General features: G+C 65.2%; 22 protein-coding genes. 9 read left to right on the forward strand and 13 right to left on the reverse strand.

All coding sequences use genetic code 11. The features are described 5' to 3' along the window. The first annotated feature begins 25 nt into the window (after nt 1-25). Nucleotides 26-1,117 carry a GNAT family N-acetyltransferase gene (locus AC07O0_RS13235; RefSeq protein WP_494623670.1) on the forward strand — a complete coding sequence of 364 codons (1,092 nt, stop codon included), beginning with the start codon at nt 26-28 and terminating at the stop codon, nt 1,115-1,117. Here AC07O0_RS13235 and AC07O0_RS13240 read toward each other — a convergent pair. The 3 genes from AC07O0_RS13240 to AC07O0_RS13250 all read right to left on the reverse strand — a co-directional run bounded on the left by AC07O0_RS13240 (nt 1,089) and on the right by AC07O0_RS13250 (nt 4,541). Then, on the reverse strand, nt 1,089-2,705 hold the full coding sequence (locus AC07O0_RS13240) for an acyl-CoA synthetase (protein ID WP_494623672.1): 1,617 nt from the start codon (nt 2,703-2,705) through the stop codon (nt 1,089-1,091). The genes AC07O0_RS13235 and AC07O0_RS13240 overlap by 29 nt on opposite strands. Nucleotides 2,706-2,826: 121 nt before the next feature. Beyond that, entirely contained in the window at nt 2,827-3,885 is a 1,059-nt protein-coding gene (locus tag AC07O0_RS13245; RefSeq protein WP_494623674.1) for an ABC transporter substrate-binding protein, read from the reverse strand. 182 nt (nt 3,886-4,067) lie between these two features. Next, entirely contained in the window at nt 4,068-4,541 is a 474-nt protein-coding gene (locus AC07O0_RS13250; protein ID WP_494623676.1) for an Lrp/AsnC ligand binding domain-containing protein, read from the reverse strand. Nucleotides 4,542-4,654: 113 nt separating this feature from the next. On the opposite strand from AC07O0_RS13250, the gene putA reads away from it, so the two are divergent. After that, nucleotides 4,655-7,771 carry a bifunctional proline dehydrogenase/L-glutamate gamma-semialdehyde dehydrogenase PutA gene (putA, locus tag AC07O0_RS13255; RefSeq protein ID WP_494623678.1) on the forward strand — a complete coding sequence of 1,039 codons (3,117 nt, stop codon included), beginning with the start codon at nt 4,655-4,657 and terminating at the stop codon, nt 7,769-7,771. 138 nt (nt 7,772-7,909) lie between these two features. On the opposite strand, the gene AC07O0_RS13260 is transcribed toward putA, so the two are convergent. Beyond that, nucleotides 7,910-8,173 (reverse strand): hypothetical protein, encoded by a 264-nt coding sequence (locus AC07O0_RS13260; RefSeq protein ID WP_494623680.1) that lies wholly within the window; start codon nt 8,171-8,173, stop codon nt 7,910-7,912. A 244-nt stretch (nt 8,174-8,417) separates the two neighbouring features. Next, nucleotides 8,418-8,765 (reverse strand): hypothetical protein, encoded by a 348-nt coding sequence (locus tag AC07O0_RS13265; protein ID WP_494623682.1) that lies wholly within the window; start codon nt 8,763-8,765, stop codon nt 8,418-8,420. Between the two features lie 784 nt (nt 8,766-9,549). On the opposite strand from AC07O0_RS13265, the gene AC07O0_RS13270 reads away from it, so the two are divergent. From AC07O0_RS13270 to serA, 3 genes are all read left to right on the forward strand, one after another. After that, on the forward strand, nt 9,550-11,757 hold the full coding sequence (locus tag AC07O0_RS13270) for a KAP family P-loop NTPase fold protein (RefSeq protein WP_494623684.1): 2,208 nt from the start codon (nt 9,550-9,552) through the stop codon (nt 11,755-11,757). A 161-nt stretch (nt 11,758-11,918) separates the two neighbouring features. Then, nucleotides 11,919-13,094 (forward strand): phosphoserine transaminase, encoded by a 1,176-nt coding sequence (locus AC07O0_RS13275; protein ID WP_494623687.1) that lies wholly within the window; start codon nt 11,919-11,921, stop codon nt 13,092-13,094. Between the two features lie 169 nt (nt 13,095-13,263). Continuing rightward, nucleotides 13,264-14,853 carry a phosphoglycerate dehydrogenase gene (serA, locus tag AC07O0_RS13280; protein WP_494623690.1) on the forward strand — a complete coding sequence of 530 codons (1,590 nt, stop codon included), beginning with the start codon at nt 13,264-13,266 and terminating at the stop codon, nt 14,851-14,853. Between the two features lie 49 nt (nt 14,854-14,902). On the opposite strand, the gene AC07O0_RS13285 is transcribed toward serA, so the two are convergent. Both AC07O0_RS13285 and AC07O0_RS13290 read right to left on the reverse strand, forming a co-directional pair. Next, a complete protein-coding gene (locus tag AC07O0_RS13285; protein ID WP_494623692.1) occupies nt 14,903-15,742 on the reverse strand; it encodes an N-acetylmuramoyl-L-alanine amidase in 840 nt (279 codons plus the stop codon). Nucleotides 15,743-15,805: 63 nt separating this feature from the next. Beyond that, nucleotides 15,806-16,207 (reverse strand): hypothetical protein, encoded by a 402-nt coding sequence (locus tag AC07O0_RS13290; protein ID WP_494623694.1) that lies wholly within the window; start codon nt 16,205-16,207, stop codon nt 15,806-15,808. A gap of 208 nt (nt 16,208-16,415) precedes the next feature. On the opposite strand from AC07O0_RS13290, the gene bla reads away from it, so the two are divergent. The 4 genes from bla to AC07O0_RS13310 all read left to right on the forward strand — a co-directional run bounded on the left by bla (nt 16,416) and on the right by AC07O0_RS13310 (nt 18,583). Then, the gene (gene bla / locus AC07O0_RS13295; protein WP_494623696.1) at nt 16,416-17,438 is read left to right on the forward strand and encodes a class A beta-lactamase; all 1,023 of its coding nucleotides are present in this window, start codon (nt 16,416-16,418) and stop codon (nt 17,436-17,438) included. 215 nt (nt 17,439-17,653) lie between these two features. Next, a complete protein-coding gene (locus AC07O0_RS13300) occupies nt 17,654-17,863 on the forward strand; it encodes a cold-shock protein (RefSeq protein ID WP_091836184.1) in 210 nt (69 codons plus the stop codon). A 148-nt stretch (nt 17,864-18,011) separates the two neighbouring features. After that, nucleotides 18,012-18,278: a 30S ribosomal protein S21 gene (gene rpsU, locus AC07O0_RS13305; protein WP_494623699.1), complete on the forward strand. Its 267-nt coding sequence runs from the start codon at nt 18,012-18,014 to the stop codon at nt 18,276-18,278. A 23-nt stretch (nt 18,279-18,301) separates the two neighbouring features. Further along, complete coding sequence (locus AC07O0_RS13310; protein WP_494623701.1) at nt 18,302-18,583, forward strand: hypothetical protein; 282 nt, start codon at nt 18,302-18,304, stop codon at nt 18,581-18,583. A gap of 54 nt (nt 18,584-18,637) precedes the next feature. Here the strand turns inward: AC07O0_RS13310 and AC07O0_RS13315 are convergent, their stop codons facing one another. The 6 genes from AC07O0_RS13315 to AC07O0_RS13340 form a co-directional block, all read right to left on the reverse strand. Beyond that, nucleotides 18,638-19,354 carry a cytochrome c3 family protein gene (locus AC07O0_RS13315; RefSeq protein WP_494623703.1) on the reverse strand — a complete coding sequence of 239 codons (717 nt, stop codon included), beginning with the start codon at nt 19,352-19,354 and terminating at the stop codon, nt 18,638-18,640. Between the two features lie 12 nt (nt 19,355-19,366). After that, nucleotides 19,367-19,870, reverse strand: a complete 504-nt coding sequence (locus AC07O0_RS13320; protein WP_494623705.1) for a nitrate reductase cytochrome c-type subunit — start codon at nt 19,868-19,870, stop codon at nt 19,367-19,369. Then, complete coding sequence (gene napA, locus AC07O0_RS13325) at nt 19,837-22,338, reverse strand: periplasmic nitrate reductase subunit alpha (RefSeq protein ID WP_494623707.1); 2,502 nt, start codon at nt 22,336-22,338, stop codon at nt 19,837-19,839. Before napA ends, AC07O0_RS13320 begins: the two co-directional genes overlap by 34 nt. Further along, nucleotides 22,335-22,682 (reverse strand): chaperone NapD, encoded by a 348-nt coding sequence (locus AC07O0_RS13330; protein WP_494623710.1) that lies wholly within the window; start codon nt 22,680-22,682, stop codon nt 22,335-22,337. The genes napA and AC07O0_RS13330 overlap by 4 nt, the downstream gene beginning before the upstream one ends. Nucleotides 22,683-22,691: 9 nt before the next feature. Next, nucleotides 22,692-22,889 (reverse strand): periplasmic nitrate reductase, NapE protein, encoded by a 198-nt coding sequence (napE, locus tag AC07O0_RS13335; RefSeq protein WP_494623712.1) that lies wholly within the window; start codon nt 22,887-22,889, stop codon nt 22,692-22,694. 180 nt (nt 22,890-23,069) lie between these two features. Beyond that, entirely contained in the window at nt 23,070-23,975 is a 906-nt protein-coding gene (locus tag AC07O0_RS13340) for a DMT family transporter (protein WP_494623714.1), read from the reverse strand. Nucleotides 23,976-24,049 lie beyond the last annotated feature (74 nt).

Below are 24,049 nucleotides of genomic sequence, written 5' to 3' on the forward strand. Positions count from 1 at the left end.
GGGCGAACCGCGGAAGGGCTGCGCCATGCCGAACCTCGCGTCCCAGGCTGCGCCAAGCCAGATGGCGCCAAAGCAGCGTGCCGTGCTCACCGGCCCAGCCGGACTGTCGATCGAGCGTCGCGCGCTCGCCGCCTGCGCGGCCATCGAGGCAGAATGGCGCGATCTCGCCGCCCGCGCGCTCGAACCGAACCCGTTTTTCGAGCCCGACTTCGCCCTCCCTGCCGCCCAGCATCTCGTCGACTTCCGCAACACGCCCGTACTGCTGGTCTGGAGCGGCACAGCCCCGTCCCGGCGTCTGCTCGGCCTCGTCCCGGCGCGGCTCCAGCGCCGTCTGCTCGGTCATGACGAGCTGATCGGCTGGAACAACCCTCGCCTCGGCATCGCGACACCACTGGTCGACCGGGATCAGGCGGAGCGCGTCATCGCCGCCCTGCTCCACGCCCCCGGTCGCTGGGGTCTCGCCAATACGCAGAACCTGCAGCTGCATCGCCTCGATCTGGACGGACCATTCCTGCGCCATGCCTTGCAGGTAGCCGAATATACGGGCCACGGCGTCTCGGTCGAGCCGATAGCGGCGCCCGCAATCACCCCGGGCCTTCCAGCTCTGCCCGCCCTCCGCCACGGCCTGTCACGCCATGGCAAGCTCACCTTCGCCGAGTCGAGCTCGCGCCAGGAGCTGCGCGACATGATCGAACTCCATCTGGCGCTCGAAGCTTCGGGCTCGCTGGCACGTGCCGGCGCCGCCGCGCTTCAGGACATCCGTGAAAGTGCCTTCCTGCGCGCCATGACCCGCAATCTCGCCCGTAGCCATCGCTGCCGGGTCGGCCTGCTGAGCATCGACGACAAGCCGGTCGCCGGCGCAATTTTCATCGGCAAGGGCTCGCGCCTCTGGCTCTATTCCGGCGTCGAGGACGACCGCTTCGCCAGCTTCGCCCCGCTGGCCCAACTCGTCACCTGGTTCGGCCGGCGCAGCCGCCAGCGTGAGATCGTCGGTGAAGTGCCCGGCCCGCATGTCGTCACGGCAGCGCAGCGTCTCGGCAGCGCCCGGCTCACCGTCACGGCGGCGGCCGCGCGCCGCGCGCCACTCGTCATCCGGCGTCGCGCAGCAGCCGCCTGATGATCTTGCCGGTGGTGGTCATCGGCAATTCCTGGCGGAATTCGATCTCACGCGGGTATTCATGCGCCGCCAGCCGCTCGCGCACGAAGCCCTGGATCTCCGCGACCAGCTCGTTCGACGGCGTGTAGCCCGCCTTCGGCACGATGAAGGCCTTGACGATCTCCGTCCTCAGCGCGTCGGGTTTGCCGACCACCGCCGCGAGCGCCACCGCCGGATGGCGCAGCAGGCAATCCTCGATCTCGCTCGGGCCGATGCGATAGCCCGACGAGGTGATGACATCGTCGTCGCGGCCGACGAAGCGGATATAACCCTGCGCATCCTGCGAGCCCTGGTCGCCCGTCGTCATCCAGTCGCCGATGAACTTGGCCTCGGTGGCCTCCGGCTTGCGCCAGTAATGCAGGAACATCACCGGGTCGGGCCGGCGCACCGCGATCTGCCCCTCCTCCTCCGGCTCGCAGATGCTGCCATCGGGCCGGATCACCGCAACGTCATGGCCCGGCACCGCCTTGCCGATGAAGCCCGGCTTGACCACGCCGATCGCGGCGCAGGAGGCGAGCACGAGGTTGCATTCGGTCTGGCCATAGAACTCGTTGATGGTGAGGCCGAGCGCCTCGCGCCCCCAGGCCAGAGTCTCGGCGCCGAGCGACTCGCCGCCCGAGGCGACCGTGCGCAGCTTGAGGTCATAGCGCCCGCGCGGGTTCTCCACCGCCCGCAGCATGCGTAGCGCCGTCGGCGGGATGAAGCAGTTGCGCACCCCGAGATCCGCCATCAGCCGGAACGCCTCGTCGGGATCGAATTTCGCCGTCGGCCGCGCCACGATCGGCACGCCGTGATGCAGCGCCGGCAGGAGGTTGTTGAGGAGCCCGCCGGCCCAGGCCCAGTCCGCCGGCGTCCAGATCAGATCGCCCGGCTGCGGCAGGAATTCATGCGGCATCTCCACGCCGGGCAGATGCCCGAGCATCACCCGGTGCCCGTGCAGCGCGCCCTTGGCGTTGCCGGTGGTGCCGGAGGTGTAGATCATCAGCGCCGGGTCGTCCGGGCCGCTGTCGACCGGCGTGAAATCGTCGCTCTCGGCTTCGAGCAGACGATCCAGCCCCTCGGCCCGCCCTTCCGACCCATCGGCCGAAATCACCACGTCCAGCTCCGGCAGCGGCTCCTCGATCTGGCCGAGCTTGGCGAGACCGGCAGAATTGGTCACCAGAGCCTTCGCCCCGCAATCGCGCAGGCGATAGGACAACGCATCCGCGCCGAACAGAGCCGCCAGCGGCACGGCAATGGCGCCGAGCTTGTAGGCTGCCATATGCGCGATCGGCACCAGGCGTCCCTGTGGAAGCAGGATCGCGACCCTGTCGCCTTCCCCGACGCCACGCCGGCGCAGCGCATTCGCAAGACGGTTCGACTGCGCGCGCAGCTCGCCATAGCTGACCGGCACCACCGACCAGTCCGGCTGGATTTCCAGGATCGCGACCTTTCCCGGATCGACCGCTGCCCAACGGTCGCAGCAATCGACGCCGATGTTGTAGCGCTCGGGAACCTGCCAGCGAAAGGCTGCGCGCAGGCGCTCATAGTCACGGATGTCGGGGAGCATGCGGCAGGCCCAAATGACAGATTGAGCACGCGCCGATCGGCTCATGCTCTCACGAAGCGGCGCACGATAGGCGAAGCCCAAAGCCGCTGTCACCTTGGCCTAAAGTAAACCGGCGAGCCGTTCAGAATGCCCGCTCGGCCTCCGCCGGCAGGAAGCCCTCGGCGAAGGCATTGCCGGCCTTCGCCTTGTCCTTGAACGGGAAAGTCAGCGCGATCTGGTCAAGCGCCTTCTGCCAGCGCGTCCTGTCGATGCCGCCGAACCCGTTTGCCTTGACATTGGGCGTCATCACATAGTGGTCGAGCGCCATCGTCAGGCGCTCCAGCTCGATCTCGGGCCGGGCGCCCTCATTGCGCTGGAGCACGGCGGCGATCGCCGCCCGCGGATCGGCGACCACATCCCGAACGCTGCGGGTGATCGCCCGCAACAGGCCGCGCACGGCCTGCGGCTTCTCGGCCAGCAGCTTCGGCGAGACGATGACGGCATTGCCGTATAATTCGACACCGTGGTCGGCCATCAGCAGCGTGACGATGTCGTCGGCCGGTACGCCCCGCGCCTTCATGTTGACGACCGAGGTGTGGGCGAAGCCGAAGATCGCGTCGAGCTCACCGGAAGCCAGCATCGGCTCGCGAACCGTGAAACCGATATTCTCCAGCTTGATCTTGGCATCGTCGATGCCGTTGACCTTCTTGAACACCGGCCATTGCGCGAAGGCCCCGTCCGCGGCGGGCGCGCCGAGCTTCTTGCCTTCGAGACTCCGGGGATCAGTACTGATCCCGCGGCTCTTGCGCCCGACGATCGCGAAGGGCGGCCGGTCATAGACCGTCATCACCGCCTTGAGATCGACGTTCGGATTCTCGTCGCGGAAGCGGATCAGCGAGTTAACGTCGCCAAAGCCGGCATCGAAGCCGCCGGTCGCGATCCGCGGCACGGCCTCGCGCGAGCCCGTGCCGGGCTCGATCGTGACGTCCAGTCCTTCGTCGCGGAAATACCCCTTCTCCAGGGCGGTCAGGAATAGCGCCGCTGGCCCCTCGAAGCGCCAGTCGAGCGTGAACTTGAGCGGCGTCGCGGCTGCAGCGGCTCGAACAAATCCCGCCGACGCGACCAGCGCGCCTCCGGCGAGAATGCGCCCGAACCCGCGCCGGGACAGCGGCGCGTCAAGCGGGGGCATGGCAGCGGACATGGCAAGCTCCGGAACGACCACAGCCGATACGGGCGAAAGCGCCTCCAGGCGGTGCTCGACGAACAGCGCAGAGACGCAACGCAACCAAGAACCTCCCTAACCGGCAGGTCAAGCGCCAAGAGGGCGAGATCGCGGCGAATTCGCGGAAATGGTTACGTTTTTCTGCGGCAGAGCCGCGGGTGTCACAACGGCAGGGCCCCGTCCGTCTTGACCTCTTCCATCACCGCATAGGTCCGAGTCTCGCGCACCGCCGGCAGCGCCAGCAGCACCTCGCCGAGGAAACGGCGATAGGCGTTCATGTCGGCGACGCGGGTCTTGACCAGATAGTCGAAGCCGCCGGCGACCATATGGCATTCCAGCACCTCGGGAGCCCGCTTCACCGCCGCGGCGAAGCGCTCGAAAGCGTCGGGCGTCGTCTTGTCGAGATAAACTTCGACGAAGACCAGGAGATGCAGGCCGAGCTTCACCGGATCGAGCGTGGCGCGATAGCCGGTGATGTAGCCCTCGCGCGCCAGCCGCTTCAGCCGCTCGCCCGTCGCGGTCGGCGACAGCCCGACCTTCTCCGCCAGCTCGACACCGGCCGCGCGGCCATCGTTCTGGAGCAAGGCGAGCAGGCGCCGGTCGGTTCGATCTAGAGCCGCAGCATTCTCTACCATATCAAAATCCCACAGGATTATTCGCTACATAATCGCTGAAATCTCCATTGATATCCAGCTCGCTTGCGATGATTCTGCAGATCATCCCGCCGCCGAGATCCGGAGCCCTTTCCATGGCCGCCCCCGCCCCGCGACCTGCCGTCGACACCGCGCCCGTCTTCCACGCGCCCTATGCCGAGGACGATGCCGCGATCGCCGGTCGCCTGCTCTCCGGCGGGCGCCGCGACCCAGTCGCCAAGGCCCGGGTCGACGCCCGCGCGACATCGCTGGTCGACGCGATCCGCACCCGCAAGGTCGGCCTCGGCGGCATCGAGGAATTGCTGCGCGAGTATTCGCTCTCGACCAAGGAAGGCCTGGCGCTGATGGTGCTGGCCGAGGCATTGCTGCGCGTGCCCGACGCCGCTACCGCCGACCGGCTGATCGAGGACAAGCTCGGCCAGGGCGACTTCGCCCATCACGAATCCAAGTCCGACGCCTTCCTGATCTCGGCCTCGTCCTGGGCCCTCGGCATCACCGCCCGCATCATCCAGCCGGGCGAGACCCCGACCAGCATCATCGGCAACCTCTCCAAGCGCCTCGGCCTCCCGGCCGTGCGCACCGCGACGCGCCAGGCCATGCGTGTCATGGGCAACCATTTCGTCCTCGGCCAGACGATCGAGGAGGCGCTGAAGCGCGCCCGCTCCGGCTCGGGCAAGCTCTACCGCTATTCCTTCGACATGCTCGGCGAGGGCGCCCGCACGCAAGGAGACGCCGACCGCTACTACGCGTCATACGCCGATGCGATCGACGCCATCGGCCGCTCCGCCGGCAACGATCGCCTGCCGAACCGTCCGGGCATCTCGGTCAAGCTCTCGGCCCTGCATCCGCGCTATGAGGCGACCAATCGCGAGCGCGTGCTCGCCGAACTGACGCCAAAGGTGATCGAGCTCGCTCGCCAGGCCAAGACATACGACCTCAACTTCACCGTCGACGCCGAGGAGGCCGACCGGCTCGAGCTCTCGCTCGACGTCATCGCCGCGGTGATGGCCGACGCCTCGCTCGCCGGCTGGGACGGTTTCGGCCTCGCCATCCAGGCCTATCAGAAGCGCGCCAGCGCGGTGATCGACCACATCGCCGCCCTCGCGCAGACCTATGACCGCCGGCTGATGGTCCGCCTGGTCAAGGGCGCCTATTGGGACACCGAGCTGAAGCGCGCCCAGGAGCGCGGCCTGCCCGACTATCCGGTCTTCACCCGCAAGGCGATGACCGACCTCAACTACGAGGCCTGCGCCAAGCAGCTGCTCGCCTTGCGCCCGCGCATCATCCCCCAGTTCGCCACCCATAATGCGCTGACCGTCGCGACCGTCGCCGAGATGGCCGGCAACGCCGAGAATTTCGAGTTCCAGCGCCTGCATGGCATGGGCGAGGCGCTCTATGAGCGCCTGCTGCAGTCGGATTCCGGTTTCGCCTGCCGCACCTACGCGCCGGTCGGCGGCCATCAGGACCTGCTCGCCTATCTCGTCCGCCGGCTGCTCGAGAACGGCGCCAACTCCTCCTTCGTCGCGGTCTCCGGCGATCCCGACGTACCCGTAGCGCAGCTTCTGGTGCCGCCGGCCGACCTGATCGGCTCAACCAGCGCCGCGCGCCACCGCCGCATCCCGCTGCCGGCCGAGCTCTTCGGCCCATCCCGCCGCAACTCCGCCGGCGTCGAGCTCGGCGACGCGCAGAGCCTGGAGACCCTGCTCACCGAGATCCACGCCGCCGCCGCCAAGCCCGTGCCCGGGGCCGTGCCGCTGATCGACGGCAAGCCCGGCACCGGCACCGCCCGCGACGTGCTCTCGCCGATCGACGGCAAGCCGGTCGGCCGCGTCACCGAGGGTGATGCCGCCAGCGCCGAGAAGGCGATGGCCGCGGCCAAGGCCGGCTTCCACGCCTGGAACGCGACGCCGGCCCGCAACCGCGCCGCCTCTTTGCGCCAGGCCGCCGACCTGATGGAAGCGCGCCGCGGCCCGATCCTGGCGCTGCTCCAGTCCGAGGCCGGCAAGACGCTGGACGACGCCATCGCGGAACTCCGCGAGGCCGTCGACTTCCTGCGCTATTACGCCGCCGCGGCCGAAGCCAAATTCGCCGTGCCGACCGCCCTTCCCGGCCCGACCGGCGAGGACAACCGCCTGATCCTGCGTGGCCGCGGCCCGTTCGTCTGCATCGCGCCCTGGAACTTCCCGCTCGCGATCTTCATCGGCCAGGTCGCCGCGGCGCTCGTCGCCGGCAACAGCGTCGTCGCCAAGCCGGCGCCGCAGACCCCGCTGATCGCCGCGCTCGCCGTGCGCCTCCTCCACGAGGCCGGTATTCCCAAGACCGCGCTGCACTTCGCTCCCGGCGACGGCAAGCTCGGCGCGGCGCTGGTCGCACACAAGGACGTCGCCGGCGTCGCCTTCACCGGCTCGACCGCGACCGCCCGCGCCATCAACCGGGCGCTCGCCGCCAAGGACGGCCCGATCGTCCCGCTGATCGCCGAGACCGGCGGCCTCAACGCCATGATCGTCGACGCCACCGCTCTGGCCGAGCAGGTCGCCGACGACGTCGTGCTCTCCGCCTTCCGCTCGGCCGGCCAGCGCTGCTCGGCTTTGCGCCTGCTCGTCGTGCAGGAGGACGTCGCCGACAAGATGGTCGAGATGATCGAGGGCGCCGCCAGCGAGCTCACCCTCGGCGACCCGCGCGCGATCGAGACCCATGTCGGCCCGGTGATCGACGCCGCCGCCAAGGAGCGGCTCGACGCCCATATCGCCGCGATGCGCTCCGCCGGCCGCGTGACTTATGCGGGCAAGACGCCGGCTCTGCCCGGCACTTTCGTCGCCCCGCACATCATCAAACTCGACAAGGTCGCGGATCTGACCGCCGAGCATTTCGGCCCGGTGCTGCATGTCGTGCGCTGGAAGGCTGGCCAGCTCGACAAGGTGCTCGCCGAGATCGAGGCGACCGGCTACGGCCTGACCTTCGGCCTGCATTCACGCATCGAGACGACGGTCGAGCTGGTCGTCGACCGGCTCTCGACCGGCAACATCTATGTCAACCGCAACATGATCGGCGCGGTCGTCGGCGTGCAGCCCTTCGGCGGCCACGGCCTGTCGGGCACCGGCCCCAAGGCCGGCGGCCCAAACTACCTGCCCCGCTTCGCCACCGAGCAGACGGTGACGATCAACACCGCGGCGGCCGGCGGAAACGCGAGCCTGATCGCGATGGGGGAGTGAGAGACAGCACCCTTCTCCCCTCGGGGGAGAAGGTCCCGGCAGGGGGATGAGGGCGCCTCGACCGGGTGAACCATCCTTCCCTCATCCGTCAGCGCTTCGCGCTGCCACCTTCTCCCCCGAGGGGAGAAGGAAGAACCCCTACTCCGCCGCCCTTGCCGCCGCCTGCTTCAGCCGCGCCAGCGCTTCCTCGGCCCCGGCCTTGACCGCCGGGTCCGTCACCTGCCCATCCTGCGCGATGCGCTCGGCCAGCGCCTCAACGCTGGGCTCGGTCCCTGCGGCCACGAGCTTCAGCACGGCATTGGCGAGCACGTTCGGCCAATAGGCCGCGCCGCCCTTGGCCAGCCCCTTGGCCTTGCGGCCCTCGAATTCCTTGGTGAGCTGTTCGGGGGTTTTTCTGGCCATGGCATCGGGCTTTCGGTGAATCGTGTCTGAGCCGAGCTTATAGCAGCAAGGCCAGACAAGGCGCGGGGTCTCCCTCTTCCGTCATGGTCGGGCTCGTCCCGACCATCCACGTCTTGCGGCACCAACAGCAGGCGCGCGGGTCAGGAATGGCCTCCGGGCACCCGGTCGGAGCCGGGTGAAGACGTGGATAGTCGCCACAAGGGCGACCATGACGGAAAAGGGGCTCTACCGCCCTCTCCTTCACCTACCTCCCACCCCGCAGCGGAATCGCCTCGATCTGCGCCTTGTGGACGGCGATCTTCCGTTCCGCCTCCTTCCAGGCCGTCCCGGCGTCGACGCCCTGGACGCGCAGGCGAACCGCCTCGCGAAAGGTCGCGCGCTGCTCCTCGGAGAGCGCGGTCGAGATGAAGTCGCCGCCGCATTGGTCGCCATTCGGCCCGACGCAGGCTTTTGCCCGCCGGCAGTCCTTGCGGCCGCACATCCGCCAAAGCTCCCAGATCGTCGCGATCTGGCGCAGCATGATCGGCCGCTCGCGCTGGAAGCGCTCGAACTCTTCTTTCGTCGCGCCGCTATGGTCGGGATTGCGGGGCATGGGGTGTCCTCCAAGTAGCCTCCTTCTCCCCTCGGGGGAGAAGGTCCGGCAGGGGATGAGGGCGGGACGACCGGGTGAGGCGTCGAGCGTCGTGCTGGACTTCCCTCATCCGTCAGCGCTTCGCGCTGCCACCTTCTCCCCCGAGGGGAGAAGGAAGACACGCCCAAGCGTCGTCCCCGCCCGCAGGCTCACCCTGCGGGCGTCGTGCATGTGAGGGGCAGCGGAGCGCCGCGAGGCGCGTTTGGTGATCCGCTTCCATTGAGCCAGGAAGCGGCGCGGATGGATCCCCATCCGCACGCCCCGTGGCGCTCCGCCAGGCGGCGATTTGAAAGCTCCGGGCCGCGCTTCTGTCACGCCGGCCTGAGCCGGCGCGGTCTAGCGAGCTCCTCGCGCAGAGGTCGTATTGCCTCCAGGTCGGTTCCCGAAGCCTCCCGGGAGCGAGGCGCAACCCTCGCCCGCAGGCGCCGCACCCACCCCGCCGATCAGCGTGCCTCCGGTCGGCCGCCCCTCGGGGATGGGATGCGGGTGATTATACGGTGAGTGCGGAGGGCGGGGATAAGTTGCCTTCTTTTCCCCTCGGAGAAGAAATTTACCCACATCCTACTCCCTTGTGCGCACCACCGCCTGGTGCGATCGGCCAAGGTGATCAGCTGTCTTTCGGATCACAACAGGATTCCGTGAATTCCATCCTGAATTCTCTTCTTTCCCCAAGCCGAGTACTGCAGGTTGCATGAATGGCGCTAAGCGGAGTTCGCTGAACCGCGGGGAGAGGGAGCCCGTCAAGATGGCCACCAATACGAGCGGCCCACAGTCCAGCTATCACCCCATCTCGGGCGATCGGCCGCTTCAAGATGTTGAGGGTGATCGGCTCGGATTTGGGGAGTTGGCAAAGCGCTTAGCCTTTGCACTAATCCATCAAGCGTCAGCTGATGGATTAGTTGTTGGAGTCGAAGGTCGATGGGGCTCTGGTAAATCAAGTTTACTGAATCTGACAGCTCGAGCTTTTGAAGCCCTAACACCGGAGAAAAAGCCGGTCGTAGTTGAGTTTAAGCCATGGCTGATCGGCGACCGCGATTCACTTTTGGCCTCGTTGTTTGCACAACTTGCTAATGAGATAGAGAAGATCGAGCTTGAATCTGGAACATCCGGCCGGAAAGATAAACGAGAGCGGGAAGAGATACTCTCCAGGATAAGGGATTATGCGGCCAAGGCGGAAACGCTTGGCTCCATAATCGAAACCATCCCCGGAGCGTCATCCACTGGGAAAATTTTTAAGACCATCGCTGCTGCATTTAAAAATAAGGCCACAGGACCCTCATTAGTCCAACTAAAGCGTGAAATTGACGAGGGCTTAGCAACATTGCCGCGTCGTATCGTAGTCACTATCGACGACGTTGACCGACTTGAGCCGAAAGAAGTTATTGAATTACTTCGATTAGTACGCTCCGTCGCCGATTTTCGAAATGTGATTTATCTCCTTTGCTATGATAGCGATGTTCTCGCGCAAAGCATCCAAGCTGGCATTCAGATCGAAAATGGCCACGCCTTTCTAGAAAAAATTGTTCAAGTTACCGTCGCTGTCCCAATACCAGAACCGTTTCAACTCCGGCGCTGGTTCGAGCAGGAATTGGGGAGATTTGCGACTACTGATGATCAGGAAGAAAATCAGCGCCTCATTAGCGTAATTGCTAGCGAAGGCGGACGCCGATTGACCACACCGAGGGCAGTAACGCTCGCACTAAACTCTCTTGGACTCATGATACCAGCGCTTTCTGATGAAATTGAACTATCAGATCTCGTTTGGCTTCAGTTAATCAGAATTGGAAATCACAGGCTTTATCGTTGGATAGAATCATATACCGGAAACTCCGCCGCCACCTCAACATGGCGCGCGTCTGTCAGCATCGAGGATAGGAAACAATCTTTTGAAGAACTTAAAATAATACTTGCAGCTGATAAAATGAATTTTGAGCAATATGAATTTGAATTAGCAGAGCACCTGCCTGGAATTAGAGGACTCTCGCTGAATGATGATGAGAAAGAGCCCCCGATATACCACCGGCAAGAACCTTCTGATCGTGAACAAGCAATACGTGGGAAACGACTGGCAAGCCCGGACCACTATCGACTCTACTTCGCGTTGGCTCAACCGCAGCATGCACCAAAAGCAGATGAATATGAACTCCTGTTAAGATCAGCAAGTCAATCGAAAGAAAATGTCTCAAATCTACTGGTCGAATGGGCGAATATTAAAGACCCATCCGTCGGAAGTAAAGCCGATGTGATGCTCGATAGGCTACGGCAACGCGCAGAAACTCTTTCGCCTGAACAAGCGGAACGTATTTTCCTCTCATTAGCCGATATAATGGATGAAGCTGGCCGGATTACCGGCGACGACGACTTCGGCACCCCGGCTATTTGGAGAGAAGGGCAACGCTGCGTTAAGGTATTAATTTCGACAGTGGGTTCAGATAAATCGGCAAAGCTGCTCCAAGAAGCATTTAGCAGCGGAAAAGCGTTAGGATGGCTTACGAATATACTTCGCCACGAAATTTTCGCTCATGGAAGATACGGTGATCGCCGCGCTTCTCCAAGTGAGTGGATTCTCTCTGATGCCGACTTAGATGTTGTTGCTCAGGCAATGTTAGCTCGCTACAGCAATATGACATTTAATGACTTCGCAGCTCTACCCAATCCGTTGAGCTCCTTATTCGCTTGGCACCAGAGCGGAGGCGAAGAATCTGTTAGTGCACTTGTTCAGGCCGCCTCCGCCGATGATGAGGGGCTGGTGCACGTGCTTGAGAATATGACGGGCACGGTCAGCTCGTCCGAGGGCAAATATCGGACACTTAGCAGAAGAAACATAGAACCGTTCCTTGATTACGACAATGCGCGCTCGCGCATCGAAAAATTGGCCGCTTCTCCCCAATCTCTCCTCCAAGAACGAGCCGCAAGACTTTTGGATAATTTCAAAGTTGCTCATGATTATTGATACTCCAAACCTCTCCTAAATGGGGATGTTCGGGTTCAAAAGCGGTCGGCGAGCTTCGAGCATACCCGCCACCTTGACTCCCCTACCCCGCCATCCTACGCCCATCGACGGGACACGCCTCCCCACCGAGGCGCGCCCATCTGCAAGGATGGAGAACATCGATGGCGAATACGATTCCGGCCGCGCGTCCGCGCGTGCCGCATTTCTCGTCCGGCCCCTGCGCCAAGCGCCCCGGCTGGACCCTCAAAGCCCTCAGTGACGCGGCGCTCGGCCGCTCGCACCGCGCCAAGATCGGCAAGGACAAGCTGAAAGCTGCGATCGACCTGACGCGCGAGGTGCTGCAGGTCCCGGCCGATTACCGCATCGGCATCGTGCCGGCCTCCGACACCGGCGCTGTCGAGATGGCGATGTGGTCGCTGTTGGGCGCCCGTGGCGTCGACATGGTCGCCTGGGAGAGCTTTGGCGAGGGCTGGGTCACCGATGTCGCCAAGCAGCTCAAGCTGGCGGATGTGCGCACCTTCACCGCCCCCTATGGCGAACTGCCGAACCTGAAGAAGGTCGACAGCAAGAACCGCGACGTCGTCTTCACCTGGAACGGCACCACCTCGGGCGTGCGCGTCGTCGACGCCAGCTGGATCGCCGAGGACCGCGAGGGGCTGACGATCTGCGACGCGACCTCGGCCGCCTTCGCCCAGAAGCTCGATTGGCCCAAGCTCGATGTCGTCACCTTCTCCTGGCAGAAGGTGCTCGGCGGCGAGGCCGCGCATGGCATGATCGTGCTCTCGCCCCGCGCGGTCGAGCGCCTCTTGACCTACAAGCCGGCCTGGCCGCTGCCGAAAATCTTCCGCATGACCTCGGGCGGCAAGCTCTCCGAGGGCATTTTTGCCGGCGAGACGATCAACACCCCGTCCATGCTCGCGGTCGAGGATTATCTCGATGCGCTTCACTGGGCCAAGAAGGTCGGCGGGCTCGACGGGCTGGTGAAGCGCGCCGACGGCAATGCCCGCGTCATCGCCAAGTTCGTGCGCGAGAACGACTGGATCGACTTCCTCGCGGTCAAGCCGAAGACGCGCTCGAACACCTCGGTCTGCCTCAAGTTCACCGACCCGGCCGTGACGGCGCTCTCGGCCGAGGCCCAGGCGGCGTTCGCCAAGCAGGTCGTCTCGATCATCGAGAAGGCCGGCGCCGGCTACGATCTCGGCCATTACCGCGACGCCCCTCCCGGCCTGCGCATCTGGTGCGGCGCGACCGTGCAGTCGCGCGACCTCAAGGCGCTGATGCCGTGGATTGCGTATGCGTTTGCCGAGGCGAAGGCGGGGTTGAAGAAGGCGGCGTAAGCGCCGCCGTCATTCCGGGGCGCGGGCGAGAGCCCGCGAGCCCGGAACCCAGAACCGATGCGTGGCCTCGCTGGCCGCGCCCGTTCCGCCATTTCCTGATTCACCTGCGTTTCTGGGTTCCGGGCTCCTCGCTGCGCTCGGCCCCGGAATGACAGCGGAGTTCCATCCCATGTCCGCACCCAAAGTCCTGATTTCCGACGCCCTTTCCCCCGCCGCCGTGCAGATCTTTCGGGATCGCGGCATCGACGTGACCTTCGATCCCAATCTCGGCAAGGACAAGGACAAGCTCGCCGCCGTGATCGGCGACTATGACGGCCTCGCCATCCGCTCGGCGACCAAGGCCACCGCCAAGCTGCTGGAAGCCGCGACCAAGCTGAAGGTGATCGGCCGCGCCGGCATCGGCGTCGACAATGTCGAGATCCCGGCCGCGACCGCGCGCGGCGTGATCGTGATGAACACGCCCTTCGGCAACTCGATCACCACCGCCGAGCATGCGATTGCGATGATGTTCGCGCTCGCCCGGCAGATCCCGTCTGCTGATCTCTCCACCCAGGCCGGAAAGTGGGAAAAGAACCGCTTCATGGGCGTCGAGATCACGGCCAAGACGCTCGGCCTGATCGGCTGCGGCAATATCGGCTCGATCGTCGCCGAGCGCGCCATCGGCCTCAGGATGCGCGTCATCGCCTTCGACCCCTATCTCTCGCCGGAGCGGGCGGTGCAGCTGGGTGTTGAAAAAGTGGAGCTGGACGAGCTTCTGAAGCGCGCCGACTTCATCACCCTGCACGTGCCGATGACCGAGAAGACCAAGAACATCCTCTCGGCCGAGAACCTTAGCCGTACCAAGAAGGGCGTGCGCATCGTCAACTGCGCCCGCGGCGGCCTGGTGGATGAGGCCGCTCTGGCGGAGCTCATCAAGTCCGGGCATGTCGCTGGCGCCGCCTTCGACGTGTTCTCAGCTGAGCCGGCGGAGCAGAACCCGCTGTTCGGCCTCGACAACGTCGTCTGCACGCCGCATCTCGGCGCGAGCACCAATGAGGCGCAGGAGAACGTCGCCCTGCAGGTCGCCGAGCAGATGAGCGACTATCTCCTGAAGGGCGCGATCACCAATGCGGTGAACTTCCCGTCGATCTCGGCGGAAGAGGCGCCGCGGATCAAGCCGTTCGTCGACCTCGCCGAGAAGCTCGGCTCCTTCCTCGGCCAGCTCACCGAAGCGCCGGTCAAGGGCATCCGCATCGAGTACGAAGGCGCGGTCGCGAGCCTCAATCTCAAGGCGATCTCGGCAGCGGCGATCACCGGCGTGCTGCGGCCCTTCCTGCCCGAGATCAACATGGTCAACTCGGCCATGGTCGCCAAGGAGAAGGGTATCGTCGTCGAGGAATTGACCCGCGAGGTCGCCGGCAACCTGGAAAGCGTCATCCGCATCGTCGTCGAGGCCGAGGACATGCCGCGCCATGCCTCGGGCACGGTCTTCCATGACGGCAAGCCGCGCATCATCGAGATCCGCGACATCCAGGTCGATGCCGAGTTCGCGCCGCACATGCTCTATGTCCGCAATGCCGACAAGCCGGGCTTCATCGGCGCCTTCGGCTCGCTGCTCGGCGATGCCGGCGTCAATGTCGCGACCTTCAATCTCGGCCGCGACAAGCCGGGCGGCGACGCGATCTGCTATGTCGCCGTCGACGAGCCGGTCTCGGACGAACTGCTGGCGAAGATCCACGAGATCCCGATGGTCAAGCGGGCGCGCCGGCTGAAGTTCTGAAGGTGCAGGGCCCGCCGCCGGTGAGGGCGGCGGGCTGCTTCAGCCGCCTTCAGCTTTCGTAGAGGAAGCCGGCATGGACCCAGCCCGAGAAATCGGGCTGGCCGGCAGCATTGAGCACCGAGACGAAACGCCATTGCCCATCGGCCTCGTGGGCGATCACCACCGTCCCGTCGGGTAACGGCTTGGGCCGCAGCGCCGGATGCTCCATGCCGGGGCCCGAGCGGATGTTGAGGCCTGAGGGCGAGCGCACGATCAATGTCGCGACTCCGCCTGCCGCTCTCCCGAACACCTTGGCGCGGAAGGAGTTCATGTTCCACGCCGGGCCTGGATCCGATTTGCGGCCGGGCGAGATGTCGTCGTGGCCAATGATCTCCTCGATGCCATAGGCAGCGCAGATCGCGCGCGCAGCCTCGAGCGTCGTCTCGATCTGCGCTTCGGTGAAGGTCTCCCAGCCGCCATCGGGGGTGCCGTATTTGTGACGTGCCTCGATGACCTTTCCGGCATCGACCCCAGCATTGGTCCACGAGATCCAGCCGGCGCCGGTACGCCGTAGCGGGCCCCAGTTCTCGACCTCGATGCCAATCGAATGCTGGTTGAGGCCGTTAAAGCTCTGGCCGGCCTTGTCGATCCAGCTGCTCTTGCCGGCATGCCAGCCGACGACGTCGAATGGCACGCATTGGACGATCGAGCCGTCCCGGCGCACCACCAGATGGGCCGAGACCTCCGCCGCGGGCTTGGCGAAGTAAGCCGCCGTATCGAAGGACGGGCCGCTTGCGGTGTAGTGGATGACGAGGAACTTCGCCGCGAGCGCGCCACCGGTATTGGGCGACTTGACGAATTCGACATTGCTGGCACCGACCGCCAGCTTGTGATTTCTGACCTTGTACACGGCTTCTCCCTCCATATGCGCCGCGTAGCCCGCGGTCGGCTGGTTCAGATTTTTCGAACAGCTTCAATGTCTGGGGAGCGGAGGCGTCCCGGGCCCGGGCCAGATCGGGCCCCGCCTCCTGCTTCTGCGCGGGCTGAGCTTGCGCCAACCGCCCTGGGCAGCCAGCAGCCAGTTGTAGCGGGCATTCTCGTCCTCGGCGGTTGATGCGAGGCCGACCGCCTGCCGCGAGACCTGCGGATCGCCGAGGTCGTACAGGAATTCGCTGGCATGGATGCGCAGCGTCCGGTCGCGATCGCCGGCCGCCTTGAGCTGCAGCGCGCGATCCTCGTCACCATTCAGGACCTTTGCGGTCCGGCCGGGATCGGCCTTGTTCCGGCGCAGCGTCTCGGTCAGCGCCACGCCGGCAGCCACACGCAGGCGCGGATCATTCCTTATCGTCTGTCGAATAAAGGCAAGCGTCTCCACCTCGCGCCCCCCAGGATGCGGTGTCGACGGCCGCCGGGTCGAAGCGAAGGCCGAATGCAGGATCGATTTTTTAGTTGTTGACGCCAGAAATGCGTATCATGGGTTGCATTTAACTACAACTTTGCATTCGCAAGATCATGCCGGGATCACGCCCAAACGGCGCCGCAATCTCGCTCCCCTGTGGCCGCCCGCCACAGGGGATTTTTTGATGTCGACCCGCCGCGCCTTCGCCCAAACCTTCGCCTATGCCTGCTCCGCCGCTCTTGCTGTCCTCGCCGCCTCTCCTGCCTTCGCCGACTGGGACAAGGGCAAGCTCGATGCCGGCATCAAGACGATCGAGCAGAGCACGAAAGGCCGCCTCGGCGTCGGTTTGATCGACTTCAAGGATCGCAGGAGCTGGTCGCATCGCGGCAGCGAGCCCTTCCCGCTACAGAGCGTCTTCAAGCTGCCGCTCGCCATCGGCGTGCTGCAAGCGGTCGAGGCCGGCAAGTTCAAGCTCGACCAGAAGATCACCGTCACCCGCAACGATCTCTCGCTCTATCACAGCCCGCTCGCCAAAGCCTTCAAGGGCGAGCGCAACGAGTATCCACTGCGCGAACTGCTGACGCGCTCCACTGCCGAGAGCGACAACACCGCCGCCGACCTTCTGTTGCGCCTGATCGGCGGGCCGCAGGCGCTGACCGCGCTGCTGAAGGACGGCGGCGTCACCGGCATCTCGGTCGACCGCTATGAGCGCGTCTTCCAGCCGGAGATCCTGGGCCTGCCCGGCTATGGCTGGGACCGGCAGATCGACACCGCCAAGTTCTACGCCGCGATCAGCGCGATCCCCGCGGCCGAGCGCAAGAAGCGTCTTCAGGCGACGCTGACCGACAAGCGCGACGCCGCCTCGCCCGACGCCTCGATCGCCTTCCTCGAAGGCCTCGCCAAGGGCACGTGGCTGCGCGATCCCGCCCATGCCGCGCTGCTCGACAAGATCATGCTGGAGGCCAAAACGGGCCCGAACCGGATCAAGGCCGGCCTGCCGGCCGGGGCGCGCTTCGCCCACAAGACGGGCCTCGGACCGAGCGCTGACGGGCTCAACCACGCCACCAATGATATCGGCATCGTCACCCTGCCTGACGGCCGCCGCTTTGCCATCGCGGTCTATCTCGCCGGCGCGCAGGTGGGAGAAAAGGAGCGCGAGGCAGCCCATCAAGCGGTGGCGCGGCTGGCGGTGGAGAGCCTGCGGTAACCGTCAGCCGGGCGGCGGCCCGGACCAAAGCCGCCACCTACGCACGGGAAAGTTGCATTGACAAATCGGGGACAAGCCCCCATTTGTAGCACTCGATCTAGGCCGAACGAATTGGCCCGCGCCTTTGTGCGCTTTGCTGACGACATTCTCCTCATCGAAACACGCATGTGCGGTCGCCATGCGTGAACGATCACTTGCGACAAGGGAGCATGGCCATGGCCAACGGCACCGTAAAATGGTTCAACGGCACCAAGGGTTTCGGCTTCATCCAGCCGGATGATGGCGGCCAGGACGTCTTCGTCCACATCAGCGCCGTCGAGCGTGCTGGCCTGCGCGATCTCCGCGACGGTCAGAAGATCTCGTACGAGCTCGTCCAGGACAAGCGTTCTGGCAAGATGTCGGCCGATAATCTGCGCGCCGAGTAAGCTGACACGCTGTCCAGCGAGAGATCAGGGACAGGCGACCGCGGATGTACCGGCGCCAGACCCACTCCAGGCCGGATAGCTGAGGAAGGGTCGGGATCAGCCCGGCCCTTTTTTGTTTCGAACAGACGTTTTCAAGAAGGAAGCCCGAATGCAGGTTCTCGTCCGCGACAACAATGTCGAGCAGGCGTTGCGCGTCCTGAAGAAGAAGATGCAGCGCGAAGGCGTGTTTCGCGAGATGAAGCGGCGCTCGGCTTATGAGAAGCCCTCGGAGAGGCGCGTTCGCGAGAAGGCCGACGCCATCCGCCGCGCCCGCAAGCTCGCCCGCAAGCAGGCGCAGCGCGAAGGTCTGCTCCCCGCTCCCAAGCCGAAGCCGCGTCCGGTCCGGCCCCCGCGTCCGGCGGTCGCTGCATCCTGACCCTGACCAGAGGAGCCGCTGCCATGTCGACCAAAGGGCTCACCGCCGAACAGGCCAAGCTTCGCGCGGAACGCAACTTCGCCAAGACCGAGCAGCGGCGACAGGAGGCGGAGAGCGCGCTCGAAGCCGTCCGTGCCGAACAGCAGGCCGTCGCCGAGAAGACGGCCAGGCTGCGCGCGCTGCGCCTCGCCAAGGAGGCAGCTGACGCACAGACGGCAGCCGCCGAGGCTGCGACGAAACAGACGACTGCGAAGAAACCTGCAGCCGCTCGCCGTACGATACGGAAGGTCAGCCCGGCGCGCTGACCCGCAGGCGGCGCAACAGCATGCCGCCCTACCCGCTGCCGCCGCTACCCACGACTATTTCGGCTGGCTTTCGAGCCCGGCGAGATAGGCGCTCAAGGCCCGCTCCGGCCCGTGCCAGGAGGCGCCCTTGCCCTGCAGCTCCGGCGCCTCCTTCCAGCCGGGCTCGATCCCGGTCATGTTCGGCAGCAGATGGGCGATGCCCTTGTGGCAGTCGATGCAGGTCTTTTCCTTCGTGACTAGATAGCGGCTGTGAATATCGGCGGCGCGGCGCGTCTGTTTGGTGAAGTCCATCGCCACGGATGAATGGCAGTTGCGGCATTCGAGCGAGTCGTTCGCCTTCAGCCGCGACCATTCGTGCTTGGCGAGCTCGAGGCGCATGTCGAGGAACTTCTCGCGCGTCGAGATCGTGCCGAAGATCTTGCCCCAGACCTCCTTTGACGCCTGCATCTTGCGGGCGATCTTGTCGGTCCAGTTATGCGGCACATGGCAGTCCGGGCAGGTCGCGCGCACGCCCGAGCGGTTGGAGAAGTGCACCGTCGACTGCAGCTCCTGATAGACGTTGTCGCGCATCTCGTGACAGGAGGTACAGAACTTCTCGGTATTGGTGATCTCCAGCGCCGTGTTGAAGCCGCCCCAGAAGATCACGCCGCAGACGAAGCCGCCGAGCGTCAGGAAGCCGAGCGGCAGATAAGCGCTCGGCCGGCTGATGATGCGCCAGAAGGCGACCACCATCCCCCAGAGCCGCCAGAAGAGCGCCTTGAGCTTGCCCATCACCGCGCCCCGCTACGGTTTACGGCCGACATCTTGGGCATCCTGAAAGAGATTGGGCACGAGCGGCGGCACATCAGTCTGCTGGACATGGCAGGCGGTGCAGAAATAGCGCCGCGGCGTCACGTCGGAGAGCACCTGCCCGTCGCGATCCTGGAAATGGGTGACGCTGATCATCGGCGCGCCCGAGCCTTCGGTGAACTCGCGCTTGTGGCAGTCCATGCAGCGATTGGTGTTGAGGGTGAGCTGGTAGCCGTCGATCGCATGCGGGATCACCGGCGGCTGCTCCGGGTAGTTGCGCATACGCCTGACGTCGTCGACGATCGGCCGGCCGAGCGCCGGCACCCGCTCCAGCTCCATGGGTTGCGGCGTGCCGGTCAGCCGCGGCACGGTCTTCACCGGCGCGCCGTCCTGCGAAAAGGCGGCGCCGAAGGCGAGGACGAGGCAGGCCGCGAGCGCGGCCTTAAGAACGGTCGGCGCGCGCATCAGGCGGTGACCGGCAGGATCTTGACCGCGCATTTCTTGAAATCCGTCTGTTTGGAGATCGGATCGGTGGCATCCAACGTCGTCTTGTTGATCAGCTGGCTCGCATCGAACCACGGGACGAAGACCACGCCCGGCGGCATGCGGTTGCGCCCGCGCGTCTCGACGCGGGTGCGCATCTCGCCGCGCCGGGAGATGATCCGGACTTCGGCACCCTGATTCAGCCCGCGGCTGCGGGCGTCCTCCGGATGCATGAAGCAGCGCGCGCCCGGGAAGGCTTTGTAGAGCTCCGGCACGCGCATGGTCATCGAGCCGGAATGCCAGTGCTCGAGCACGCGGCCGGTGACCAGCCAGACATCGTACTCGCTGTCCGGCATCTCTGCCGGCGGCTCGTAAGGCACGGCGATGATCCGCGCCTTGCCGTCCTTGTTGCCGTAGAACTCGACGCCCTTGCCGGGCTTCACATAGGGATCGAGCCCCTCGCGATAGCGCCAGAGCGTCTCCTTGCCGTCGACCACCGGCCAACGCAGCCCGCGCACCTGATGATAGGTGTCGTAGGGCGCAAGATCATGGCCATGGCCACGACCGAAGGCGGCATATTCCTCGAACAACCCCTTCTGCACATAGAAACCGAAGGCCTTCGCCTCCCGGTTCTCATAGCCGGGATCGATCTCGGAGATGTCGAACCTGTCGACAGTGCCGTTGCGGTAGAGCACGTCGAACAGGGTCTTGCCCTTGTAGTTCGGATTGGCGTTCAGGATCTCCGCCGGCCAGACCTCATCGGTGGTGAAGCGCTTCGAGAACTCCATCAATTGCCAGAGATCGGAGCGCGCCTCGCCCGGCGCGTTGACGAGCTGGTGCCAGACATGGGTGCGCCGCTCGGCATTGCCGTAGGCGCCCTCCTTCTCGACCCACATCGCCGCGGGCAGGATCAGGTCGGCCGCCATCGCGGTCACCGTCGGATAGGCGTCGGAGACGACGATGAAATTGTCGGGGTTGCGATAGCCCGGATAGGCCTCGTTGCTGTTGTTCGGCGAGGCCTGCAGGTTGTTGTTGACCTGGATCCAGTAGAAATTGAGCTTGCCGTCCTTGAGCATCCGGTCCTGCTCGACGGCGTGGTAGCCCGGCTTCTCCGGGATGATCCCGTGCGGGACGCGCCAGATCTCCTCGGCATGCTTGCGATGCTCGGGATTGGTCACCGTCATGTCGGCCGGCAGGCGATGGGCGAAGGTGCCGACCTCGCGCGCCGTGCCGCAGGCCGAGGGCTGCCCAGTCAGCGAGAACGGGCTGTTGCCGGGCTCGGAGATCTTACCGGTCAGCAAATGCAGGTTGTAGACCATCTGGTTGGCCCAGACGCCGCGCACATGCTGGTTGAAGCCCATCGTCCAGAACGAGGTGACCTTGCGCTTGGGATCGGCATAGAGCTCGGCGAGCTGCTGCAGGAAGCCGGGCTCGACACCGGTCAGCGCCGAGACCTTCTCCAGCGTGTAGTCCTTCACGAAGGCGGCGAAGGCCTCGAAGTCGATCGGCGTCGTCGCAGCGGGATCGGCCGCCTTCTTCGCCTTGACCTCGCGCGGATCGTCGGGCCTGAGGCCGTAGCCGATCTCGGTCGCGCCCTTCACGAAGGTGGTGTGCTTGTCGACGAAGTCCTTGTTCACCCGCCCGGTCGTGATGATGTGGTTGGCGATGTAGTTGAGGATCGCCAGGTCCGTGCCCGGCTTGAACACGATCGGGATGTCGGCGAGGTCGGAGCTGCGATGGGTGAAGGTCGAGAGCACCGCGACCTTGACATGCGGGTGGCCGAGGCGGCGATCCGTCACCCTGGTCCACAGGATCGGGTGCATCTCCGCCATGTTCGAGCCCCAGAGCACGAACGCATCGGCATGCTCGAAATCGTCATAGCAGCCCATCGGCTCGTCCATGCCGAAGGTGCGCATGAAGGCATAGGCCGCCGAGGCCATGCAGTGGCGGGCGTTGGGGTCGAGATTGTTCGAGCGGAAGCCGGCCCGCATCAATTTGGTCGCGGCATAGCCCTCGAAGATCGTCCACTGGCCAGAGCCGAACATGCCGAGCGCGGTCGGCCCCTTCTCCTTCAGCACGCGCTTGGCCTGAGCCGCCATGGTGTCGAAGGCCTCGGCCCACGACACCGGCGTGAACTCGCCATCCTTGGCGTAGGCGCCGTTCTTCTTGCGCAGCAGCGGCTGCGTCAGCCGGTCGTTGCCATACATGATCTTGGAGAGGAAATAGCCCTTGACGCAGTTGAGGCCGCGATTGACCTCGGCCTTCATGTCGCCATGGGTGGCGATGACCCGGCCCTCCTTGACGCCGACCATGACGCCGCAGCCGGTGCCGCAGAAGCGGCAGGGCGCCTTCGACCAGGAGATCTTCAGCGCGTCGACGCCACCGGCGACGGGCTGCGCCACGGCTTCGCTGCTGACATTGGCGGCCAGCGCGGCGATCCCTGCCGCCTGGGCCTTGAGCAACTCGCGACGGGACAGGCTCATCTGTCATCTCCTGTGTCGTCGAAGGGTTCGATCTGCTCGAACACCATGTTGGCCGAGAACACACCGTCCATCAGCGCCATGGTGGTGAGCCGGCTGCCGATCTCGCCGCTGTTCTCGCCCTCCATCACCACCACGATCTTGCTGCCTTCGACCGCGCGCACCTCGGTGTCCGGCATGGCGGCGATCAGGCGCGCGATGTCGGCGCAGTGCTCGGGGCGGGCCGTGACGACCGCGCTGGAGATGTGGAAGAAGCGCTGCGGGCGAGCGGACGTGGCGTCGCGCTCGGGCAGGATGTCGCCGGTGAGGAATTTGCGGCGGTCGATCTCGCGCTTGCCTGTCAGCATGGCGGGACCTCAGTGCGGCGATCCGGGAGGTCCGGGCGGTCCGAGGATCAGCTGCGACATCCAGACGAGGAAGCCGTAGCCGCCGACGATCCCGACAGCGACGATCGGCCAGATCAGGACCGCAAGCGTCAGAAAGGCCAGGATCTCGGCCCTTCTGGTTGGCTGCACCGGGTGCACCCCGCCGGTGCCGGTGGTGTCAGTCCCCATCGCCGCCCTCCATTCTCGTCGGCGTCGGCGATCACATATCGCCGTCAGCCAGATTGGAGCTTGTCAAAGGAGCCTAGTCCTCACTCACAAGTTGTCCAGCCCGGCGCTGCCGCAAAGTTAGCGGGATGGCGCCGGACTGCTTTGACATGGATCAATTACAGGAAGACCGCGGGCGCGGCTTCAACGCTTGCGTTCGGCGATCCAGATGCCGCCCAGCACCAGCGCCAGCGCGAAGCCGTGATAGAGCGCGATCTGCTCGCCGAGGATCGCGACGGCGAGCAATGGCGCGAACACCGGCACGAGGTTGACGAAGACGCCGGCACGGCCGGGGCCGATCAGCTCGATCGCCCGCATGAAGAAGAGCTGCGACAGGATCGAGGGGCCGATCACCACATAGATCAGGATCAGCCAGCCCTTCAGCGTCGGCCAGAAGGCCTTGCCGGTCGCGATCTCGACGCCGAGCAGCGGCAGCGAGACCAGGCAGGCGACGATCGCCATCGCCGTGAAGAAGATCAGCCCGGGCATCGGCGGGCGCGTGCGGATGCCGACCGTGTAGCCGGCATAGAACACGCAGGCGATGATCATCCAGAGATCACCCGGCACGAAGCTGAGCTGCGCGAGGATGTGCCAGTCGCCGCGGCTCGCCGTGACCAGCACGCCGACGATGGTGACGGCGACCCCGAGTGCCTGCAGGCCGCCGATCGGCGTGCGGAAGGCGAAGAAGGCGCCCACCAGCACGAAGACCGGGATCGAGCCCTGCAGAATGCCGATGTTGATCGCCGTGGTCGAATAGGCCGCGATGTACATCAGCGTGTTGAAGGCGGTGAAGCCGAAGGCGCCGAGCAGGATCACCTTGAGCCAGTTCGCCTTCAGCGCCGGCCAGTGCTCGCGCAGGCCCTGCCGGAACATGTAGGGCATCACCGCGCAGACCAGGACCCAGCGCAGCGCGGTCAGCGTCATCGGCGCGATCTCGCCGACAGCGAGCCGGCTGGCCACGGCATTGCCGGCCCACATCAGCGTGGTCAGCGTCAGCAGCAGATAGGCGTTGGCCCAGATTCGCTGCGGAAGGGAGGCGGCCGGCTGCAAGATGCATGATCCTCATGTCTGCGGAGCGCTTGCATAGCCTTGCACGCAGCGCTTCTCCTATGAGAGGAGGCGCA

It is taken from the genome of Allobosea sp. GW821-FHT10B12 (assembly GCF_059415545.1).

Excerpts from the sequence above, each read along its gene's own strand:
- rpsU (WP_494623699.1), top strand. The coding sequence starts at position 18,012 with ATGCAGGTTCTCGTCCGCGACAACAATGTCGAGCAGGCGTTGCGCGTC.
- AC07O0_RS13270 (WP_494623684.1), top strand. The coding sequence starts at position 9,550 with ATGGCCACCAATACGAGCGGCCCACAGTCCAGCTATCACCCCATCTCG.
- AC07O0_RS13235 (WP_494623670.1), top strand. The coding sequence starts at position 26 with ATGCCGAACCTCGCGTCCCAGGCTGCGCCAAGCCAGATGGCGCCAAAG.
- AC07O0_RS13240 (WP_494623672.1), bottom strand. The coding sequence starts at position 2,705 with ATGCTCCCCGACATCCGTGACTATGAGCGCCTGCGCGCAGCCTTTCGC.
- AC07O0_RS13300 (WP_091836184.1), top strand. The coding sequence starts at position 17,654 with ATGGCCAACGGCACCGTAAAATGGTTCAACGGCACCAAGGGTTTCGGC.
- AC07O0_RS13330 (WP_494623710.1), bottom strand. The coding sequence starts at position 22,682 with ATGCTGACAGGCAAGCGCGAGATCGACCGCCGCAAATTCCTCACCGGC.
- putA (WP_494623678.1), top strand. The coding sequence starts at position 4,655 with ATGGCCGCCCCCGCCCCGCGACCTGCCGTCGACACCGCGCCCGTCTTC.
- AC07O0_RS13275 (WP_494623687.1), top strand. The coding sequence starts at position 11,919 with ATGGCGAATACGATTCCGGCCGCGCGTCCGCGCGTGCCGCATTTCTCG.
- bla (WP_494623696.1), top strand. The coding sequence starts at position 16,416 with ATGTCGACCCGCCGCGCCTTCGCCCAAACCTTCGCCTATGCCTGCTCC.
- AC07O0_RS13310 (WP_494623701.1), top strand. The coding sequence starts at position 18,302 with ATGTCGACCAAAGGGCTCACCGCCGAACAGGCCAAGCTTCGCGCGGAA.
- AC07O0_RS13245 (WP_494623674.1), bottom strand. The coding sequence starts at position 3,885 with ATGTCCGCTGCCATGCCCCCGCTTGACGCGCCGCTGTCCCGGCGCGGG.
- serA (WP_494623690.1), top strand. The coding sequence starts at position 13,264 with ATGTCCGCACCCAAAGTCCTGATTTCCGACGCCCTTTCCCCCGCCGCC.
- napA (WP_494623707.1), bottom strand. The coding sequence starts at position 22,338 with ATGAGCCTGTCCCGTCGCGAGTTGCTCAAGGCCCAGGCGGCAGGGATC.
- napE (WP_494623712.1), bottom strand. The coding sequence starts at position 22,889 with ATGGGGACTGACACCACCGGCACCGGCGGGGTGCACCCGGTGCAGCCA.
- AC07O0_RS13260 (WP_494623680.1), bottom strand. The coding sequence starts at position 8,173 with ATGGCCAGAAAAACCCCCGAACAGCTCACCAAGGAATTCGAGGGCCGC.
- AC07O0_RS13265 (WP_494623682.1), bottom strand. The coding sequence starts at position 8,765 with ATGCCCCGCAATCCCGACCATAGCGGCGCGACGAAAGAAGAGTTCGAG.
- AC07O0_RS13250 (WP_494623676.1), bottom strand. The coding sequence starts at position 4,541 with ATGGTAGAGAATGCTGCGGCTCTAGATCGAACCGACCGGCGCCTGCTC.
- AC07O0_RS13315 (WP_494623703.1), bottom strand. The coding sequence starts at position 19,354 with ATGGGCAAGCTCAAGGCGCTCTTCTGGCGGCTCTGGGGGATGGTGGTC.
- AC07O0_RS13320 (WP_494623705.1), bottom strand. The coding sequence starts at position 19,870 with ATGCGCGGTCAAGATCCTGCCGGTCACCGCCTGATGCGCGCGCCGACC.